We start from the raw sequence: 16,769 nt of genomic DNA on the forward strand, positions 1-16,769 counted from the left end.
CAGCGTGCTTTTCAACTGGTATCCGGCCCGGTCTGACGAGTCGCGATCAGAACGATGCAGGTTAATAATTCGCGATGCGTCCTTGGAGCTTATCCCGTGTTTCTTCGCGAAGTAATCGACATCGTAAGGATCGGAGATTTTCCTGCGTGTCTCCCGTTCGGTCAGAGGATCTCGCCGCATTTTGGTCTCCTTGGGGCAATTTGGAATTTGCCATCCGACGATGGCTGCGCCGGACCAGTTTGGCGATAGTGAAGATCGTTTCTAACCCCTTTGGCGAGCTTTCTGCTCGGAGTGTTGCAGGGAAGACTCAAGCTGTTCAGGTCTAAGCCAAAGCAGCGCCTGCGAACGTCCTTTGGAGGCATCAATTCTGCGACCCTACCCATGGCGCGGACGCTGGAGCATGCCTGCATGTGGCTGAGCCTCTGCGATCAAGCGCCTCACGGCCTTCGATCGGTTCAGGGCTCGATCTGCATAGCGTTCAAGCAGAACCCCTCAAACCTTTGCGCCAGACGCATGGGTGGCGTGAGTTATCGTCACTGTTTTAAACCGATTGAAAGGACTATATTCCAATCATCGAAACGACGCCGGGACCAAGGGTTGCTGACGTCAAAAGCTCTCCGGAAAGGGGATTATTTTGAACGTAGCACGCTCTTTCAACAACTGGCGCAAGTTCCGTCAGACCGTTACCGAACTTGGCCGCATGTCCAGTCGCGAACTGCAAGACCTTGGCATTGACCGCGCGGATATTCGCAGCGTTGCCCGCGCATCGGTTGCTCGCTAACAGGGGTACTTGCCCACTTTTGATTGCTTCTACGCCCGCTGATGATGCGGGCGTTTTCGTTTCAAGATAGTGAGAGCTTATCTCATTCAACTTCACGCTTTTGCGAGATATGGAGCTATGGTTCCCGCGCATACCTGCACTGCAGCATTGAGACTGTTAAATCCGCGACGATAGCATATCTTAATCCTCATCGAAGCAATGCACCTCCTCCCGCAGAGCTTCGTGTTTCAGACGGCCCACTCCTCCTCCCAAGGGACGTCTATTGGAACAGCGGCACTCCTCCTCCCAGTCGTTGTTCGGTTCTTTTCGAAAGCCTGCCGCACCTCCTCCCGCGGCAGGCTTTTTCGTTTTGGGACGGGCGTTCGTCGGTGTCGCTTGGCAGTTTGAGGGGTAATTGTGGACGAGAGCACCGAACCCCACTTGAAAACCCCTCAGCGGCTCGTATTAGGCTGACTGTGCAGCAGCTCCGGCCCCTGGTGCGGTGATCCGTGTCAGGGAACCTTGCCAAACATCGCGAACGTTTCGTGCTGCCACGGACCATTCAGATGCCGCCACAGATCAAGGCCGACAATCTCGATAGGATGCGGTAGAAATTCTCTCACGAGCGACACGTGCAAAGTATCCGCTACCAACCTCGAGACCTTGTTCTGGATCGTGATGTGGGGCTGCCACTTCTGCATGTCCTGGCCACCCAACCAGGGGATGAACTCACCCCTCAGCTTGGCGTGGATGCCCTGAAGGTCCGGGCTGGCAATCGTGAAGGCAACGCCAGTGCCGAGATGACGAAGGCCACTGACGTCGGCTGTGATTGGGCTATATTTGGCTGAAGCCTATTCGCCAGGCAGGTGTTCGATACGGTCCATGCCCTGAGCAAAGAAGATTTGTCATGCTCCGAGATAGCACGTCGCACCGGATATGGCCGACACAGCATCGCGAAATGGCTGACTTTCGAATCCCCACCCGATCGACGCAGGGCTGCACTGCAGCCCACATTCCCTTTATACTTCGAAGCGTTTCTTACCCAGTGTTGGAAAGATGGCAATCGCTGCGGGCGGTATCTGTTTCACGATATCAGGCATACATACGCGCCGATGCATGAGAGCATATACATCTCACGTCGATTTCGACCCTTCTTGCAGACTTGGCCCTAGCGATCTAGGTGCGCTACCGCGTACGGTCTTCGACCGCGCTGCAACTCAATGGGCTCGACAAATACCGGCATGACACGAATCCTCGCTGGCACTCTCAACGCAAGACTGCTAAGGTGAGGTATCGGGATTGGCCATTCGGCCGCGACCCCGTTGAGGAACCCCAAAATGATTAATACCATTTTCCGGCCGCTGCACGACCGCGTCGTCGTGCGCCGTATCGAGGCTGAAGCCAAGACCAAGGGCGGGATCATCATTCCCGACACCGCCAAAGAGAAGCCGCAGGAAGGCGAAATCGTCGCCGTCGGCACCGGCGCACGCGACGAGAGCGGCAAGATCGTTCCCCTCGATGTCAAGGCGGGCGATCGCATCCTGTTCGGCAAGTGGTCCGGCACCGAGATTAAGTTCAACGGCGAAGACCTGCTGATCATGAAGGAAGCAGACGTCATGGGCGTCATCGCCTGATCTTCGGCCGCTTCCTTATTTCCTTTTGACGAAGACCATGGGGCCAATGGCCCGGGAGTTATTCCATGTCTGCGAAACAGATCAAATTCGGCCGTGATGCACGCGAGAAGCTGCTGCGGGGCGTCGATATTCTTGCCGATGCAGTGAAGGTCACGCTCGGTCCGAAGGGCCGCAACGTCGTGATCGACAAGTCCTTCGGCGCACCGCGCATTACCAAGGACGGCGTCGCTGTCGCCAAGGAAATCGAACTGGACGACAAGTTCGAAAACATGGGCGCCCAGATGGTCCGCGAAGTCGCTTCGAAGACCAATGACGTCGCTGGCGACGGTACCACCACAGCTACCGTTCTCGCCCAGGCGATCGTTCGCGAAGGCGGCAAGGCCGTTGCAGCCGGCATGAACCCGATGGACCTGAAGCGCGGCATCGATCTCGCCGTTACCGCGGTCGTGAAGGACCTGCTGGCCAAGGCCAAGAAGATCAACACATCGGAAGAGATTGCCCAGGTCGGCACCATCTCGGCCAATGGCGAGAAGGAAATAGGCCAGTATATCGCCGACGCGATGCAGAAGGTCGGCAATGAGGGTGTGATTACCGTCGAAGAAGCCAAGACCGCCGAAACCGAGCTCGAAGTCGTCGAAGGCATGCAGTTCGATCGTGGTTATCTTAGCCCCTATTTTGTCACCAATGCCGAAAAGATGGTGGCTGAACTGGAAGATGCCTATGTGCTGCTGCACGAAAAGAAGCTCTCCAATCTGCAGGCCATGCTTCCTATCCTGGAAGCAGTCGTCCAGAGTGGCAAGCCGCTGCTCATCATTTCCGAGGACGTCGAAGGCGAAGCTCTCGCGACGCTCGTCGTCAACAAGCTGCGCGGCGGCCTCAAGATCGCTGCCGTCAAGGCTCCTGGCTTCGGCGACCGCCGCAAGGCCATGCTGGAGGATCTGGCGATCCTGACCGGCGGCACTGTCATCTCCGAAGACCTCGGCATCAAGCTCGAAAACGTCACGCTCGAGATGCTCGGCCGTGCCAAAAAGGTCTCTATCACCAAGGAGAATACTACCATCGTTGATGGTGCGGGCACCAAGGCGGATATTGACGGTCGCATCGGCCAGATCAAGGCTCAGATCGAGGAAACCACCTCCGACTACGACCGCGAGAAGCTGCAGGAACGCCTTGCCAAGCTCGCTGGCGGCGTTGCCGTCATCCGCGTTGGCGGCTCGACGGAAGTCGAAGTCAAGGAAAAGAAGGATCGCATCGACGACGCGCTCAACGCCACACGCGCGGCTGTTGAAGAAGGCATCGTTCCAGGCGGTGGCACAGCTCTGCTGCGCGCTTCCATCGTCCTCGATATCAAGGGCGAGAATGACGACCAGAACGCCGGTATAGCGATCATCCGCAAGGCACTTCAGTCGCTGGTTCGCCAGATTGCCGAAAACGCCGGTGACGAAGGTTCGATCGTGGTCGGCAAGATCCTGGAAAGCAATACCGACAACTTCGGTTACAACGCTCAGACGTCTGAATATGGCGACATGATCGCCATGGGCATTGTCGATCCGGTAAAGGTTGTGCGCACCGCCCTGCAGAACGCGGCTTCGGTTGCCGGCCTGCTGGTGACCACAGAAGCCATGATTGCCGATCTACCGAAGAAGGATGCTACCGGCGGCGGCATGCCTGACATGGGCGGCATGGGCGGCATGGGCGGCATGATGTAACGGGTCCGCTCCGGAGCTCCCGGAATTACTCCGCAGCTTGGGCTTTTATCAAAGCCCAAGCTGCGCCAATAAAAAGCAAGACGTTATAATATCCATGGACCGCGTCCGCGGCCGAGCGGCAGATGGCAATTGCCACAGGATGCTGAGTTACCAGTCGCGGGTCCAGGTCACCGTTTGTGATCCTGTGGTAAGACCCGCGAAGCGGCTCACAGTGCCGGCGCCCGATACCTATCGCGCCAATGGTAGTAACCGGCTGCGCGCCCCGCGGTCCAAAATCGTCCTGCTCAACGCGGCTGACAGTGTTCGCGGTAACTTTTGCTAGATCGCCTGGTCGGTCGCCGGCAAGACGGCGCGAAAGATTGCGATCGGTACCGTCTATCCCGCCACGATCGGCATGCTGCCGTCCTTCCTCTCAGGCATTGCCCGCAAATATCCCGATATCCGCCAGCATATCGAAAGCGGTACCACCGATGACAGCATCCGCCATATCGAGGCAGGCCGCATCAATCTCGGCTTCATCCGGCAGGTGGAGCGGCTCCTTACGCTTCTTTCTCGTTATCTCCAGGCCATTGTCCGCCAAGAGCGAGACCGCCATCGAGGATGGAGAAGATCATCTCCTTCTCCCGCCAAAACCCCTCCTACAGCGAGCGTTATTTTGCGGAAAAATTCAAGGAGCACGATCTGAGCGGCAATGTCGCCTACCCCTGCGGCGACACCTTCTCGCTGTATCGCTTCTCTCCGCCGGGCTTGGCATCGGTTTCGTCCCGGAATGGACGCAGGATCTGCCGAACCGCGGGTTCGAGCTGAAGAGGGTGAGGGGTGTCGGTTCAAGATCGGGGCTCGGTGTCGCCTGGAACAGAAAAGACCCAACCGCCTCGCGTGTCGACCCCATCGATATTGCACGCTCGCTCGTGCGGCCGGGCCGTTTATGGAGGTCGAGCCGCTGCTCGCCAGCGCTCTTTTTGTTCAGCAAAAGCCGTTCAATTTGAGGATCTTATAGGCGTCGATTGCAGCCCGAAGCTCGTCCTCCGAATTCCGATCTCCGCTGTTAGCGTCAGGATGGTGCATCTTTAGCTTCTGCTTGTAGCGGCTTCTGATTTGCTCGGGGCTTGCCTCCGGCAGAAGGCCGAGTGTTTCGAACGCTTTGGCTTCCAGCACTTTCAGCTTGCGCCGTTGAAGATCCGCTCTTGCCCCCTGACGTTCTGCAGCGTTTCTGCGGGCATTCATCGCCTTTGCAGAACCAGATCGGACCGTGAAGGGGAGCGCTGCCTCCGCAGGCTGACGGATCCTGCTTCCCCAGGTCGGACGGGCGCCGCTTGCCGCTTCTCTCTGATAGCGAGCGACGACAGGATCGGACAGATTGCTCGCAAAATTGTAGCCTCTGCCGTAGTCCTTCATATGCTCGGCACAGAAGAGCAGATACAATCCCTCTCCATCCCGTCCGACGGGAGCGCGGTGAATGCCGCCCTTTTGGCACCCGTCCCATTGGCATTTCGGACCATCCGGCTTCCGGTTCGAATCTGTCTTTTTGCGGAGGGGTCGCAAGCCAACGAATATTTTGGAATCTGAATTCATCGCGCCTTATATGACTGCTTCCGTGACGCTAACAAGGCAAGGCGAGTGCAGGACACAGCTTCAGTAGTTCGCCTCTACAGGTCAGGTAGGGCGAGGGTTCGAGCAAACGCACTGCCGGGGGACGGCGAATCTCACTTTCATACGTCACGTGTAATCAGCGATTATCGGTCAACCGACCTGCTCCACCGATAGCGTTCCCGCTAAAAGCGGCCTGATCAATGACTTTGCAGAAACAGTTGGATCGAGCCAGTCGGCCCACGCGTTGCGCTCGAGGATGACAATCTGCCGGTCGTGGTACGGCGCGATGTCCGGCCCCGGCTCCATCGTCAGCATAGTGAAGGCCTGGCCGATCTCCGGCGTTTCGCGCCAGATGCCGGCGATGCAGAAAATCGGCTCGTCCTTCTTGGTAAATAGCCACTTGTCCTTGCGCTTCTTTTTGGCATCCTTTGGATCCGTGAACTCGTAAAAGCCGTCGGCAACGATCAGGCAGCGATTGGAGGTGAACTCCCGTCCCTCCGAACGGAAATTATAGACCGGCCGCTTGTTCGGCCCCGGCCAGCTCCAGCGCCGCTGCACGAGCTCGGCCTCGTCGCGGACACCATCGATCGTCCTGACGATGGGGCCGACATCGGTTATCTTGATGTCTTCGCGCGCTTCGAGGTTCGGCGCGCCTTCACCGAAACGGATCTTGATCTTGAGGTGGACGAAATCCTCGACAACCGAGGCGACATCCACCATCAGCCGATAATCATTGCACATTGCTCTTCCCTTCGAATGTGGGTGCCATCACCTCACGACCGAGGCGCTGCAGGTGCAATATGTGCTCGGATTGTATGCGCTCCAGCAGAACGAGGAGGTCTTCAGCTTGTCTTGTCGGCAGGGGGAGACCAGCCAGTCTTTTGATCAGCGCAGTTTGGCGCGCGACGATGGCGGCGCCATCGCGAACATGCCGCATGACCATCTGAAGTTCGGTCTCATTTGGGCGCATCCATTGAGAGTAGCAGCTTTCGGCTATCCGCACACGATTATCCATCGACCTTGTCTAATGTACGCGTTCCTGATATGTTCCAATCACTATGAACGCGACCGTTTTCCAGTCCGACGCCCCACTCGACAAGCGCCGCGTCATCATAAGACGCCATGACGGCGATGTGGAGATGGTGGAACTGCCGTGGGGACTGCGCCCGCGCGACGGCGGCCCCCGCGCCGTCAACGTCGTCCGATCGGAAGGACGGACGTTCCCGACCCACCGCTGCCTGGTGCCGGCCTCGGAGTTTCGCCATAAGAGCTTCAGCTTCTCGCTCACCAATGGCGACTGGTTCTATTTCGCGGGGATCTGGCGGCCGGCAACCGAGGACTGGCCGGAGGCCTACGCCATCCTGACGATTGAAGCGAACCCTGATATCGCGCCGTTCCACGACCGGCAGATGGCGGTGCTGACACGGCACCAACGCATGGCCTGGCTCGACGAACTTGTGCCCGAAGAGGAAATCCTACGGCCGCTAGCGGCGGGGACGTTCCGGCTCAAGCGCCACGCGGGCGCTTCTGCCCAGCCGATGCTGGCTGTCTAAAGCGCCAACCGCAACTGCGGCTGCGTTCCGGAATTCCGCCGCTCCAGCGACGACAGTGAGACGCCGAGCAGGCGAATGCCCTTTCGGGGCGGAAAGATCGGCACCAGCAAAAGGCTGACGATGTCCTCCAACTCGGTGATCGCCGCCAGAGGTGCGGGAACCGTCTTGCTGCGGGTGATCTGGTTGAAGTCGGCATACTTGACCTTGAGCGTCACCGTCTTGGCGCCGATCGCATTGGCCTCGCAATAAGCCCACACCTTTTCGATCAGCGGCTGAAGCCCTTCACGGGCCGGCTCAACGGTATGGAGGTCTTCTGAGAAGGTGTCCTCGGCGCCGACGGATTTGCGCACCCGGTTCGGCTTGACCTGGCGCTCGTCGATGCCGCGGGCAATGCCGTAAAAATATGGCCCCGACGTCCCGAAATGCTCGACCAGGAATTCGAGGGTCTGCTGCTTGAGATCGGCGCCGGTGTCGATCCCGAGCCGGTGCATCTTCTTAGTCGTCGCGGGGCCGACGCCATGGAATTTCTTGACGGGCAGGGCCACGACGAAGGCCGGCCCGTTCTTCGGCGTAATCACAGCCTGGCCATTGGGCTTGTTCAGATCGCTCGCCATCTTGGCGAGGAACTTATTGTAGGAAATCCCGGCCGAGGCATTGAGGCCGGTGACATGCTTGATCTTGGCGCGGACCTCCAGCGCGATCTCGGTGGCAATCTCCATGCCCTTGAGATTCTCGGTAACATCGAGGTAGGCCTCGTCGAGCGAAAGCGGCTCGATCAGAGGCGTGTATTCGGTGAAGATTTCGCGGATCTGCTGCGACACCGCCCTGTAGACATCGAAGCGCGGCGGCACGAAGATCAGATCCGGGCATTTTCTCTTGGCGGTCACCGATGGCATCGCGGAGTGGACACCATAGACACGCGCCTCGTAGCTCGCCGCCGCCACCACGCCGCGAGCGGCCGAGCCGCCGACGGCAATCGGTTTGCCCCGCAATGCCGGGTTATCACGCTGCTCGACCGACGCATAAAACGCGTCCATGTCGACATGGACGATTTTTCGGACGGGAGTCGAACTCATGTCGTTCATGGCGGCTTCAGCGATGGCAATGGGATCGGCATATGACTTGCGCCGAAACAAATCGAGAACATAGCAGGCTTGAGCGCGATATCAACCGTTTCAATGGGCGCCTCGGCCCCTGCCGCCGAAGCCTGTCCATCACGCCGTTCTCCGTCACGGCGTCTTAACCATCCTGCTTTCACAGCGCGCAGGAATCGTGCGATGTTTGCCGCATCTGTCAGGCAGACAGGAGGCGCCGTGGATACCGATGCTCATAACCGCTTTGTCCTGGACTTCATGGCTATGCGCGCCATGAACGTGACCGACAGCGTCCCGGTCGACACTATCGTGGACTATGGGATCGATAAGGGGCTCAGCTTGGGCGAGGTGGAGGCCGCGCTGATTCACGCGAGCGTCCAGGAGCACCTGTCACAAGCTGGGTACGTGCAGATCGGGCCTGCGAATGACAACTCGCCTTCCAGCTGATTTCGGCCCTGCATTCCTTGCGGCAAGCAACTCCCGCGAAACACGAGGCAAGCCTGGGCAGGGTTGACAAGGGCGAGCGCAAGCACTGACCTCAAGACTGCCATTGGCCCGACGCGCCGCTTGGAAATACGGCGGTCATAAGGTGCTGGAGAAAGGTCCGACCAAGAGCTTCTAGCAATCGCTATTTGTGATCAAGGACGTTGGTAGAAAAGAAACGCGATAACGGAATCCGCCTGCAAAGCGGGTTCCAAACCCAACAATGAAGAGTATCGGAGAAATCATCATAGCGGCGCCGTGAGGCGGATTTCAGGAATTCTCAGCGGCCGTCAGGCGGGATGAAGAGATCGGATGGGGTACTCCCGAAGTCACCATTCAAGTAAACGTCAACGGCCAGCGCTTCACAAGGCGGCTTGATATCGCAGATATAGAAGACCAGCGAGGTGTCGAACTAAAGACCGGATATCAAACCGCCACCCAAGCCAACTTGTGGGAGGTAGCGCGTGATAAAGCACTTGTGGACACAGGCTGAACCGCGCCGGGTTTGCCGGAGGCTGTTTGGTTTAAGTTATGCGGCCATGGCTGGTTCGTCCAGCATGGCGTAATACTGCTCCTCGGCTTCGGCTGGCGGAATGTTGCCGATGGGCTCCAGAAGTCGTCGATGGTTGAACCAGTCGACCCATTCCAGGGTCGCGAATTCCACCGCTTCGAAGCTGCGCCACGGTCCGCGCCGATGGATGACCTCGGCCTTGTAGAGGCCATTGATCGTTTCGGCGAGGGCGTTGTCGTAAGAGTCGCCGACGCTTCCGACGGAAGGCTCGATGCCTGCCTCGGCCAGTCGCTCCGAATACTTGATCGACACGTATTGAACGCCCCTGTCCGAGTGGTGAAGCAGGCCGCCGCCATGAACGGGACGCCGCTCATGAAGGGCCTGTTCCAAAGCATCGAGGACGAACCCTGCATGGGCCGTCCGACTCACCCGCCAGCCGACAATCCGGCGCGCGAAGGCGTCGATGACGAAGGCCACGTAGACGAAGCCTTGCCAGGTGGCGACGTAGGTGAAATCCGAAACCCAGAGCCTGTTCGGCGCAGGAGCCTTGAATTGGCGGTTCACCCGATCAAGGGGGCTCGGAGCCGTCTTGTCCGGGATCGTCGTGCGGATCGGCTTGCCCCGGATAATACCCTGAAGTCCCATCGATCGCATGAGCCGGGCGACGGTGCCGCGGGCTATATCGAAGCCCTCCCGCTTCAATTGCCGCCAGACCTTGCGCACGCCGTAGACGCGGAAGTTTGCCTCGAACACACGGCGTATCTCGATCTTCAATGCAATGTCGCTGCGGGCGCGGACCGACAGCCGGTCCACGTCCAGGCGTTTGGCAACGTTCTCGTAGTAGGTTGATGGGGCAATCGGCAGCAGTCTGCAGATCGGCTCGACCCCGAATACCGAGCGGTGTTCGTCGATGAAGGAGATCATCGCTTCAATGGGCGGTCGAGCTCCGCCATCGCGAAATAAGCGGACGCTTTGCGCAGTATCTCGTTGGCCTGCCGAAGCTCGCGGTTCTCCCCGCTCCAGCGCCTTCATCTTCTCGGCGACTTCGCCTGGGAGTCCGGGCCGGGAACCATCGTCCACTTCCGCCTTCTTCACCCATTCATTGAGCGTCTGCGCCGTGCAGCCGATCTTGGCGGCGATCGAGGAAACCGCTGCCCATCGCGAGGAATATTCGACTTGGTGATCCAAAACCATCCGCACTGCTCGGGCGCGGACTTCAGGTGAAAACTTGTTTGTTGTCTTGCTCATATCGGCTCCACTTTCTCAGAAGTTGGAGCCTCCGGCAAACCCGGCGCGGTTCAGCGTGTGGGGACACCGCTGCGGTTTTTTTGAGTGTTCGCATCATCTCGCTGGACCGTCCGCTGATCTCCGACGAAGGGTCGCCCTAATGTCGGGTTACCTCCTCGACGATCCGACCCCAGTAGCGACCGGCTTCCCGGTCGCAAACGGCGAAGTCGAAGGCCTCGTCCGCTCCGCCGCTCTTAGCCTCGACCCGCGGCATCCGGATCAACGCCGTAAGCCCGAGAATGGCCGAGGAGTTCGGACGCTTGAAGAGGCCGCGACCTATGTACGACCAATCCAAACCATCCGAGTTGATCCGGTTTGCACGCATTGATGCGGGTGCCACCGTCATCGACATTTATCCAGGCGGCGGCGACTGGACACGCCTGTTCTCCGACATCGTTGGACCCGAAGGTCGAGTCATCAGCTTCGTGCCGGCCGAAGTCGCGCACTTCAAGAACGATCCAGTCGGCCTCATCCAAACGCTCGCGCAAGAGCCAGGGCGGGAAAACGTCGAAGCCGTGTCAGCGGACCAAGGACACGGCGAGAAGACTTCAGTCTGTGTATTCTACGCCTCGGGAAGGGCACTGATAGGAGCGGAGCTTGGTATGATGCTCGACGTTACCGATATCGACGGTTCTCGTCCGGTCTCGCAGCGCCACAGGCTTGGCAGCCCGCCAGAACTTCACCCTAGTCTTTTGGCTTCTGACATGAGGAAAGAATTTTGAACTCGATCGACTGCCCAATGAAACGACCGGATCACTCCCGTCCAATCTCTTACACACGGCAAAAGTGTTTCTTTCCGCAGGCACATATAAGCTTGGCGCAGAAAGCACTTCACCGGCGCTTGTAATCAGGTGCTGCGCAAGAGCCAATCGGGTGTCCGTATTTTTAAATGCGCCAACATAGGTTTGCTCGTGCCACTCGCTGCAAGATGGCAAGGTGCCACTCTTGTTTTCCACTTTCGGAAACCTTCAGGCGTGGTCCTTTCAGATCATGATTTCGCCACCCGTTACCGGGATTACCGCGCCCGTCATGTAACTGCCCGGCGTTGTCACGTTGTTTCTCCACTGCCAAGAATGAGGTGTGTATCTGCGTAATCAGGCACCGGCGGCTGTCGCAGCTTTCCACTGCGCCATAGCGTCGATACGATGGATGTGGGTGGCCAGAGCGGAGCGTTTTTGGTGCGGCGCGACGAAGAGATTTCGGACTGCAGAAAAGATCGCGACGAAGCGTTGCAACCGCCGACCGATCGAAATCCCTGCATCATCCGTTCTCGCTTTCGCAATGGCAGATGAGAATTCTCCGCCCGATTGTTCAGGCCCTTGTGTGATCGATGTTCGATACTGGGCATGACATTCCGTTTTGCGGCCCCCTAGGAGCGCAGTTTGTCGGTGATGATGCGCTTCGGCGTCAGACCTTGCTTCTTCAGCAGTCTGAGCAGCAGTCGCTTGGCAGCCTTGATATCGCGGCGGGTCTGGACGATTTCGTCGAGAACGTAACCGTCCTGGTCGACGGCACGCCACAGCCAATGCTTTCGACCGTCGATGGAAGTCACCACCTCGCCCAGATGCCAGATATCTTTCTGCGACGGCTTCGTTCTGCGCAGTTGCTTTGCGTAGGCCGGGCCAAATTTGCGGCCACATCGCCGGATCGTTTCATAAGAAACGACGATGCCGCGCTCCAGGAGCATTTCCTCGACCAGCCGCAGGCTCAAAGGGAACCGGAAATACAGCCACACCGCACGGCCGATGATCTGCGGTGGAAAGCGGTGGTTCTTGTAGCTGATCGTCGACGTGCTCATCTAGCCGGCTCTATCTGCCAACCGTTAAGCCAACGACAACGTGACAACGCCGGCGCGTGGGCTGATTGGCACGCTGATGCTCGTAAACAGCAAGGTTCGACGGTTTGGCCGGCTGGCGAAGGCGTCACCTTCGCATGGCACGCTGCCGTGACTGCAGAACTCGATCTTTGACAAACGGAATTCAAAGGCAACTGATATCGAAGCCCCCCGAGCGTCAGCTTTGGATTTGCTGTCAATGACCGCCCTGCGCCTCTGAGGAGGGTCATCTTACTGAATGAGGTGTTCAAGACCTTGCTATCAAGAAAGTCGACAAGCGAGCGACCGAAGTAGCTAAGACGGGGCACTTCGGGACGCTACTGCCGCCCCTTGCTCCGCTAGGCAATCCATGCCTCTATTTAACCTTAGAGGGGTGAGCTTCAACGTCATGGCATCACGCACGAAGATAGCCGCTTCGCGGCAGCGCGGAGTTGGGGTCGACCTCCATCCCCAAGGGACAACGGAAGACTTGAGGATGAGTGTTTTGCGCAAGAATTCAACTCGGGTTGGCCCCGGCTATCCACAGGTCGTTGTGCTCGTCGGCGCAACGGGCGATCTCTCACGGCGCAAGCTACTGACCGGGCTGTTCCACCTCACCAATGCGGGCTTCATCCCAGGGTGCCGCATTATCGGCGTCTCGCTCGACGACATCGACGCCGATGCCTTCCGCACCATTGCCCGTGACTCGCTGGACAAGTTCTTGACTCGCAAGTTCTCGCAGTCCGAATGGGAAGCGTTTGCCGCATCACTCGACTACGTCCCGCTCGCTGCCGGCGCCAATGCTCTCAAGGAAGCGGTCGATAGGGCCGAGGAAGCACTGGGCGCCGAGACGCGGCGCGTGCATTATTTATCCGTGCCACCAAGTGCTGCCCTTCTGGCCGTGCAACTCCTCGCCCAAGCTGAGCTGACTGAACGCTCCCGTATCATTATGGAAAAGCCCTTCGGCACGGATCTTGCCAGTGCCGTTGCACTAAACAAGAAGCTGCACGAGGTGTTCGACGAGAAGCAGATCTTCCGCATCGACCATTTCCTCGGCAAGGAGCCGGCGCAAAACATCCTGGCCTTCCGATTTGCCAATGGCCTGTTCGAACCAATCTGGAACCGCAACTTCATCGACCATGTGCAGATCGACGTCCCGGAGACACTCGGCCTTTCGACCCGCGCCGCCTTTTACGAGACCACCGGCGCCTATCGTGACATGGTGGTGACCCACCTCTTCCAGATCCTCGCCTTCATGGCGATGGAGCCGCCCACCGCCCTTGAGCCTGCGCCAATCTCGGAAGAGAAGAACAAGGTGTTCCGCTCCATGTTGCCAATTGAGCCGCGCGACGTGGTGCGCGGTCAATACATTGGCTACCGCAATGAGCCTGGCGTCGATCCCGAAAGCGACACTGACACCTTCATCGCCCTAAAATGCGCCATCGACAACTGGCGCTGGGCCGGCGTTCCCTTCTACCTGCGTACAGGCAAGCGCATGGCCGAGGGGCAGCGCATTATTTCGATCGCATTCCGCGAGCCCCCGAAATCGATGTTCCCTGCGGGATCTGGCGTGGGGGCACAGGGCCCTGACCACCTCACCTTCGACCTCGCTGATGCCTCCAAGGTCTCGCTTTCCTTCTATGGCAAGCGCCCTGGCCCGGGCTTCCGGCTCGACAAGCTCTCGCTGCAATTCGCCATGAGCGAAACCGGCCTGATTGGCGAAGTTCTGGAGGCCTACGAGCGTCTGATCCTCGACGCCATGCGCGGTGACCACACGCTGTTCACTACGGCCGAGGGTATTGAGCGGCTCTGGGAGGTTTCCCAACCTCTCCTCGATAACCCGCCGCCCGTACGCCTCTACGACCAGGGCGGCTGGGGGCCGAAGTCGATCCACCAACTCATTGCCCCGCACGCCTGGCGCCTGCCGTTCGAGCGCGCCTGGAGGGATGCGGCAAAAGGGTGATTGACGGTCAATAGTTGGATCGATGCCGGCGACCGGAATGGCGCCGACCAATTTTGCGAAAAATCCCAATAAAAAAGGGTCTTCTCAATTTGTGTGGCGGTTCACCGGCTGTTAGCGGCGATGCCGGTACGGGCTAGCCATGCGAACGAAATCAAAATGGTCGCCCGGTCCGGGTATCAAAGTGCAAGATGTTTTACCCAGCGAGGATGGCAATTGGATTTTGTCCGCCTGCGGGGTGCCGTCCGGGATTTGCCCTGATTGCGGATGCCAAAGCAGAAATAGACACGGATGGTCACACCGCAGTCTTCAAGACCTCCCAATCCAGGGCAAAGTCGTGGCGGTGAAGCTCCAGTTGAGCCGGTGGCGTTGCACATATCGGCTCTGCAAACGGCGGACTTTCACTGACCGCATCCCAGCGATTGCCGCCCCCTATGCCCGTCGGACAACCAGGGTCGCGGAGATAGTGGGCATGCTTGGCCATAATGCTGGCGGCCGCCCCGGCGAGCGATTGATGCAACGGCTCGGGATGCCCATCAGCGACGATACCATCCTTCGACATTTGAAGCGGTGTGCCGCGCATGCCAAAGACGACACCCCGGCTCGCGTGGTCGGCATAGATGACTGGGGCTGGCGGAAGTCGTGGCGCTACGGCACGATAATCGTCGATCTTGAACGGCGCACGGTTTTGGACGTTCTCGCCGACCGAAGCGTAACGAGCGTTGCAGGATGGTTGACGCAGCATCCCTCTATCGAGGTTGATAGCAGAGATCGATGCGGACTTTACGCGCAGGCTGCTCGCGAAGGGGCGCCGCAAGCGCATCAAGTGGCTGATCGCTTCCACCTGATGCAGAACCTGCGCCTGGCTATCGAGGAACAGATGAGTTTTTCCGGCCGTGCCCCGGCAGAGCTTTGCTGCCCGATGAGGCATCGGGGTTTCTCAAGGGCGTTGTCACGTTGTCGTTGGCTTAACGGTTGGCAGATAGAGCCGGCTAGATGAGCACGTCGACGATCAGCTACAAGAACCACCGCTTTCCACCGCAGATCATCGGCCGTGCGGTGTGGCTGTATTTCCGGTTCCCTTTGAGCCTGCGGCTGGTCGAGGAAATGCTCCTGGAGCGCGGCATCGTCGTTTCTTATGAAACGATCCGGCGATGGGGCCGCAAATTTGGCCCGGCCTACGCAAAGCAACTGCGCAGAACGAAGCCGTCGCAGAAAGATATCTGGCATCTGGACGAGGTGGTGACTTCCATCGACGGTCGAAAGCATTGGCTGTGGCGTGCCGTCGACCAGGACGGTTACGTTCTCGACGAAATCGTCCAGACCCGCCGCGATAACTGAACGCGTTGTAAGCTAGGTCGCCGACTTTATCGAAGGCGTGCCCGTTCGCTTTGAGGAAGGCCCGGTCCTCCGCGGTCATGTCGCCTTGGGCTGATCCTGGAAATGAAGAGTATCGGAGAAATAAGCATAGCGCCGGCCAGCGGCCGGGATTCCGGGAATTCTCGACGCGCAATGAGCGGAAACCAGGGCAGCCGCAGGAGCTTCATCATAGTGGCCCGAAGGGGAAGCTGGACCGACTGCCCCGCTCCTTGCGCTCCGCTTTCGTGGGGCAGGTGGAGTTTCGAGGGGTGAGGCGTCGCTCGTCCTTGAATAGGCCCGCATAGATCGTAGAGCATCGCGCCTCCCGCTGACCAAAATGACGCCGAGAGGCGAAGTCTCAGCGCGATGCTCGACGCCGTCCATTGGCGATGGGCGCCTTCCTCGATCTTCCCCACAAGAACACGAACACGCCGAAAAAAATGAGCATGACAATGAAGTAGCTCGACCCATCGCCTTTCTTGTCCGCTGTCGGGCTCGGCGCGGAGGCAGCGGGCGTCACCTGTGCCTCGCGTATCGGCAGTTTCGTTGGTTCGGACGACGATCTTTCCGACGTGGACGTCTGCACGGCAGGTGCGGGGACGGCATCCTGCGCATTGGCTGCAGGAGGCGGTGTGGAGGTGGCGATAGACGGAAAGAGCGTCCATAACGAATCTTGGGTGATGACGCCAGTCGGGATGAGATCATGAGCGCGTTGAAATCCCTTCAACGCGGAAATGGATTTTGTTCCCCAGATGCCGTCTGGCACCCCCGCGTCGAACCCTTGTCCCGCCAACGCCTTCTGAACGTCGCGAACCGGTCGGATATCCGCGAACGATTCCGCCGCCGACACTGCTAAGAGCATATATGCAAACAGCAGCGTCGCGTATCCTGCCTTCATCCCCATGCTGCCGTCGCCCTCGCCGAGATGCAAATATACACCACCAGGTTTACTATCCAAGATGCGAAACCTGCATCCGGGTCGAATTCCCGGCGCTTTCATATCTCGTTGAAGC

The 16,769-nt window shown here is 58.8% G+C and carries 11 protein-coding genes, 8 pseudogenes and 1 other annotated feature; of the genes and pseudogenes, 11 read left to right on the forward strand and 8 right to left on the reverse strand.

Translation table 11 applies throughout. The features are described from left to right. Positions 1 to 634: 634 nt before the first annotated feature. Positions 635 to 781, forward strand: a complete 147-nt coding sequence (locus HJB83_RS22945; protein WP_080753481.1) for a DUF1127 domain-containing protein — start codon at positions 635 to 637, stop codon at positions 779 to 781. 491 nt (positions 782 to 1,272) lie between these two features. Here the strand turns inward: HJB83_RS22945 and HJB83_RS34775 are convergent. Next, a pseudogene (locus HJB83_RS34775) lies at positions 1,273 to 1,593 on the reverse strand (2'-5' RNA ligase family protein); the annotation flags it as partial. Positions 1,594 to 1,629: 36 nt separating this feature from the next. Here HJB83_RS34775 and HJB83_RS34265 point away from each other — a divergent pair. From HJB83_RS34265 to HJB83_RS34270, 4 genes and pseudogenes are all read left to right on the forward strand, one after another. Continuing rightward, positions 1,630 to 1,857, forward strand: a pseudogene (locus HJB83_RS34265) (ISL3 family transposase); the annotation flags it as partial. A gap of 240 nt (positions 1,858 to 2,097) precedes the next feature. Then, complete coding sequence (groES, locus tag HJB83_RS22950) at positions 2,098 to 2,394, forward strand: co-chaperone GroES (RefSeq protein WP_207584475.1); 297 nt, start codon at positions 2,098 to 2,100, stop codon at positions 2,392 to 2,394. Between the two features lie 65 nt (positions 2,395 to 2,459). Then, complete coding sequence (groL, locus tag HJB83_RS22955) at positions 2,460 to 4,103, forward strand: chaperonin GroEL (RefSeq protein WP_207584476.1); 1,644 nt, start codon at positions 2,460 to 2,462, stop codon at positions 4,101 to 4,103. A 322-nt stretch (positions 4,104 to 4,425) separates the two neighbouring features. Continuing rightward, positions 4,426 to 5,092 (forward strand): annotated as a pseudogene (locus HJB83_RS34270) (LysR substrate-binding domain-containing protein); the annotation flags it as partial. On the opposite strand, the gene HJB83_RS22965 reads toward HJB83_RS34270, so the two are convergent. The 3 genes from HJB83_RS22965 to HJB83_RS22975 form a co-directional block, all read right to left on the reverse strand. Then, positions 5,070 to 5,678: a J domain-containing protein gene (locus HJB83_RS22965; RefSeq protein WP_207584479.1), complete on the reverse strand. Its 609-nt coding sequence runs from the start codon at positions 5,676 to 5,678 to the stop codon at positions 5,070 to 5,072. The pseudogene HJB83_RS34270 and the gene HJB83_RS22965 overlap by 23 nt on opposite strands. 168 nt (positions 5,679 to 5,846) lie before the next feature. Next, positions 5,847 to 6,437 carry an SOS response-associated peptidase family protein gene (locus tag HJB83_RS22970; RefSeq protein WP_221133011.1) on the reverse strand — a complete coding sequence of 197 codons (591 nt, stop codon included), beginning with the start codon at positions 6,435 to 6,437 and terminating at the stop codon, positions 5,847 to 5,849. Then, positions 6,427 to 6,711 carry a hypothetical protein gene (locus tag HJB83_RS22975; RefSeq protein WP_246762817.1) on the reverse strand — a complete coding sequence of 95 codons (285 nt, stop codon included), beginning with the start codon at positions 6,709 to 6,711 and terminating at the stop codon, positions 6,427 to 6,429. Before HJB83_RS22975 ends, HJB83_RS22970 begins: the two co-directional genes overlap by 11 nt. Positions 6,712 to 6,754: 43 nt before the next feature. Here HJB83_RS22975 and HJB83_RS22980 point away from each other — a divergent pair, with 43 nt between their 5' ends. Next, positions 6,755 to 7,249: an SOS response-associated peptidase family protein gene (locus tag HJB83_RS22980; protein WP_221133012.1), complete on the forward strand. Its 495-nt coding sequence runs from the start codon at positions 6,755 to 6,757 to the stop codon at positions 7,247 to 7,249. Here the strand turns inward: HJB83_RS22980 and dinB are convergent. Beyond that, positions 7,246 to 8,334, reverse strand: coding sequence for a DNA polymerase IV (gene dinB / locus HJB83_RS22985; protein ID WP_207584482.1), 1,089 nt, complete (start codon positions 8,332 to 8,334; stop codon positions 7,246 to 7,248). The two genes, HJB83_RS22980 and dinB, sit on opposite strands and share 4 nt — an antisense overlap. Before the next feature lie 228 nt (positions 8,335 to 8,562). Here dinB and HJB83_RS22990 point away from each other — a divergent pair, with 228 nt between their 5' ends. After that, positions 8,563 to 8,790: a hypothetical protein gene (locus tag HJB83_RS22990; RefSeq protein WP_207584483.1), complete on the forward strand. Its 228-nt coding sequence runs from the start codon at positions 8,563 to 8,565 to the stop codon at positions 8,788 to 8,790. Positions 8,791 to 9,412: 622 nt separating this feature from the next. On the opposite strand, the pseudogene HJB83_RS22995 reads toward HJB83_RS22990, so the two are convergent. Next, positions 9,413 to 10,585: pseudogene (locus tag HJB83_RS22995) on the reverse strand (IS3 family transposase); the annotation flags it as partial. Next, positions 10,187 to 10,303 (reverse strand) — a sequence feature (AL1L pseudoknot). (Overlaps the previous pseudogene by 117 nt.) A 317-nt stretch (positions 10,586 to 10,902) precedes the next feature. Between HJB83_RS22995 and HJB83_RS23000 the strand changes: the two are divergent. After that, positions 10,903 to 11,151 (forward strand): annotated as a pseudogene (locus tag HJB83_RS23000) (methyltransferase); the annotation flags it as partial. Between the two features lie 567 nt (positions 11,152 to 11,718). On the opposite strand, the pseudogene HJB83_RS23005 reads toward HJB83_RS23000, so the two are convergent. Further along, positions 11,719 to 12,469 (reverse strand): annotated as a pseudogene (locus HJB83_RS23005) (IS6 family transposase). 464 nt (positions 12,470 to 12,933) lie between these two features. Here HJB83_RS23005 and zwf point away from each other — a divergent pair. The 3 genes and pseudogenes from zwf to HJB83_RS23020 all read left to right on the forward strand — a co-directional run. Further along, positions 12,934 to 14,400 (forward strand): glucose-6-phosphate dehydrogenase, encoded by a 1,467-nt coding sequence (zwf, locus tag HJB83_RS23010; protein WP_018494277.1) that lies wholly within the window; start codon positions 12,934 to 12,936, stop codon positions 14,398 to 14,400. A 217-nt stretch (positions 14,401 to 14,617) separates the two neighbouring features. Further along, positions 14,618 to 15,327: pseudogene (locus tag HJB83_RS23015) on the forward strand (ISL3 family transposase); the annotation flags it as partial. Between the two features lie 19 nt (positions 15,328 to 15,346). After that, positions 15,347 to 15,732, forward strand: a pseudogene (locus HJB83_RS23020) (IS6 family transposase); the annotation flags it as partial. Between the two features lie 382 nt (positions 15,733 to 16,114). On the opposite strand, the gene HJB83_RS23025 reads toward HJB83_RS23020, so the two are convergent. Further along, entirely contained in the window at positions 16,115 to 16,714 is a 600-nt protein-coding gene (locus tag HJB83_RS23025) for a peptidoglycan-binding protein (protein WP_207584489.1), read from the reverse strand. Between the last annotated feature and the right edge of the window lie 55 nt (positions 16,715 to 16,769).

It is taken from the genome of Rhizobium sp. NZLR11 (genome assembly GCF_019685115.1).
In the GTDB taxonomy this organism is placed as follows: domain Bacteria; phylum Pseudomonadota; class Alphaproteobacteria; order Rhizobiales; family Rhizobiaceae; genus Rhizobium.

Excerpts from the sequence above, each read along its gene's own strand:
- groES (WP_207584475.1), top strand. The coding sequence starts at position 2,098 with ATGATTAATACCATTTTCCGGCCGCTGCACGACCGCGTCGTCGTGCGC.
- groL (WP_207584476.1), top strand. The coding sequence starts at position 2,460 with ATGTCTGCGAAACAGATCAAATTCGGCCGTGATGCACGCGAGAAGCTG.
- HJB83_RS22965 (WP_207584479.1), bottom strand. The coding sequence starts at position 5,678 with ATGAATTCAGATTCCAAAATATTCGTTGGCTTGCGACCCCTCCGCAAA.
- HJB83_RS22970 (WP_221133011.1), bottom strand. The coding sequence starts at position 6,437 with ATGTGCAATGATTATCGGCTGATGGTGGATGTCGCCTCGGTTGTCGAG.
- HJB83_RS22975 (WP_246762817.1), bottom strand. The coding sequence starts at position 6,711 with ATGGATAATCGTGTGCGGATAGCCGAAAGCTGCTACTCTCAATGGATG.
- HJB83_RS22980 (WP_221133012.1), top strand. The coding sequence starts at position 6,755 with ATGAACGCGACCGTTTTCCAGTCCGACGCCCCACTCGACAAGCGCCGC.
- dinB (WP_207584482.1), bottom strand. The coding sequence starts at position 8,334 with ATGAACGACATGAGTTCGACTCCCGTCCGAAAAATCGTCCATGTCGAC.
- zwf (WP_018494277.1), top strand. The coding sequence starts at position 12,934 with ATGAGTGTTTTGCGCAAGAATTCAACTCGGGTTGGCCCCGGCTATCCA.